The sequence below is a fragment of the Argonema antarcticum A004/B2 genome (assembly GCF_023333585.1).
Lineage (GTDB): Bacteria > Cyanobacteriota > Cyanobacteriia > Cyanobacteriales > Aerosakkonemataceae > Argonema > Argonema antarcticum.
Genome location: NZ_JAIQZN010000218.1, coordinates 1 through 1,999 on the forward strand (window position 1 = coordinate 1; position 1,999 = coordinate 1,999).

A 1,999-nucleotide genomic window follows, 5' to 3' on the forward strand; every position below is an offset into this window, starting at 1 on the left:
ACTACCTGCCCCTTAAAGGGCAGGTAGTCAAAAACCAATATTAGAGAGGCTTTGGTAGTTTTTGGAGATGTCTAATGCAATAGATGCGTTTGAGTTTCATCATCCGCTCAATCCCAATTCCGAAATTTATTTACGGTTTCTTGGGCGTGCTGTTGGTCTTAAACGCATTGGTGTGACAATTGCTCGTGTACCACCGGGTAAGGAATCTTTCATTTACCACGCTCATCAGAATGAAGAAGAATGGGTTTACATCTTGTCAGGTCGAGGGATGGCGGAAATTGGAGATCGGGAATACGAAGTTGAACCAGGGGACTTTATGGGATTTGGGCTACCTCAACAACCCCATCATCTTCGTAACCCATTCAATGAAGACCTTGTATATCTGATGGGTGGAGAAGCAGGACGCTTAGATGTCAGTGTTTTTCCTCGGCTTGGTAAACAGGGTGATTGGGGATAGCGAGTCAGCTTACATCGTCGATGAGGCAGCGCTTCAACTTTTTTGGAGCAACAAGCAATCGGATGTTGATTGATGCCTGCTGGAGCGATTAGTGCCAAGCTATCCCAAACACCATTTTCGTTCGGAATATGGGGGGTTTGGGGGATACCTCCAACAAGCTGTGGCGGCGACTGATTATTCTACGAAGGGAGAGATGTACATACCGCCACTGGTTGCTCCCAGAGTAACCAAGATGGATGTGGGGGAAAAAGTGGGGAAAACTCGCACGGAATAAAATAAGCATTTGTGCTTACTGTCCCCTAATATTCCCCCATAATTCCCGTAGCTTCATTTTGAGCAAAAATACTTAAAGAGATCGAATAGCGATCGAATGAAAACTCCCTACGAAAAAAGTGTTTTTTCAACAAGCACAGAAGCCTTGGGGTAGCACCCACTCGTCGGCTGTTCTGTCTGGCCACGCTCTTGATTATCTCAACGGAATGGGCTTTGATGATAATCAGTATGTGGTTGTTCGTCATGCCTCCTCAGAGAGCGAGCTACTGGAAAATTTAAGGGAAATTCCTAAAGCACTCGGAGCAACATCTCGCAGCATTGCGGGAACAGAAATGACTCGACTTCTCAAGCAACTGCTACTTCAGTGGCTCAAAAAATGTCTGATGGATTGAATGGGAACGAAGAGTTGAGACACCAGCAGCAGCAAGAACAACGTTCTCTAGAATTGGAACTTTAGACGGCATCGGCACTTCAGAACATTAAAGCACAACCAAGAAAGGCGCTTGACGCACATGGCCCATTGTCTAGTGCAGATGGGTGTTCCTTTCGTCCCACAGTTAAACAGTTCCGCTCTAACAAGTAAATACTGTCAGTACAGTCAAACCTTTTTAGTTAATAAAACATCTTTCTAAAGATAGATGTTATTTATAAATATTAAAATCTTGGCAATTAACAGCAGTAAATTCACATCAAATCTTCTTTTCTATCTACCTTTTGACAGATTTATAGCCACCTGAAAATTACAGCGAATACTAAGTCATTGGCGCATTTAAAGATAAAACCTCCGTAATTTCACCCAAAGCCAGCCCATTAACGCCAGAAACCCCAATTTTTGATCTAAGTACCTACCGACACCAAAAACTCACTTCATCAAACTTTTACAAAAGTTCCGTAAATCTAACAATTCTGCTGACTAGCTCCCCGTTTTAAAGTTTCTTTCAAGGGTGCAAAAAAAAAGTAACTTATGACCATCTTCGATACCGGAATATTTACCGTCGGTACCACAGGAACACTGAGCTTCGATTATCTATTAGATGGCGGTTCCTATCAAGGACAATTAGCAATATTCAACCTCCAAGGCATAGAGCAATATACCCCAGGTTCCACAGCCTTTATTCAAGAAGCAGCGCGTCGTGCCTTAACCGAAAGCAATTTGGGTTATGTAGTCATCGACGACATCGCCGTTGGTGCTAAATTCAAAGCTAACATACCTTGGGAAGGCAACTCCAATCGCGGTACTTATTCTGGCATCAAAACCGTCACCATGAA

At 43.4% G+C, this 1,999-nt stretch carries 3 protein-coding genes and 1 pseudogene; all 4 read left to right on the top strand.

Features of this window, described 5'->3' with window-relative positions:
• Positions 1–67 precede the first annotated feature (67 nt).
• On the top strand, positions 68–457 hold the full coding sequence (locus tag LAY57_RS35425) for a cupin domain-containing protein (RefSeq protein ID WP_249072157.1): 390 nt from the start codon (positions 68–70) through the stop codon (positions 455–457).
• Between the two features lie 91 nt (positions 458–548).
• On the top strand, positions 549–731 hold the full coding sequence (locus tag LAY57_RS35430) for a hypothetical protein (protein ID WP_249072158.1): 183 nt from the start codon (positions 549–551) through the stop codon (positions 729–731).
• Between the two features lie 118 nt (positions 732–849).
• Positions 850–1,122 (top strand): hypothetical protein, encoded by a 273-nt coding sequence (locus LAY57_RS35435; RefSeq protein WP_249072160.1) that lies wholly within the window; start codon positions 850–852, stop codon positions 1,120–1,122.
• Between the two features lie 572 nt (positions 1,123–1,694).
• Positions 1,695–1,999 (top strand): annotated as a pseudogene (locus LAY57_RS35440) (DUF4114 domain-containing protein); the annotation flags it as partial.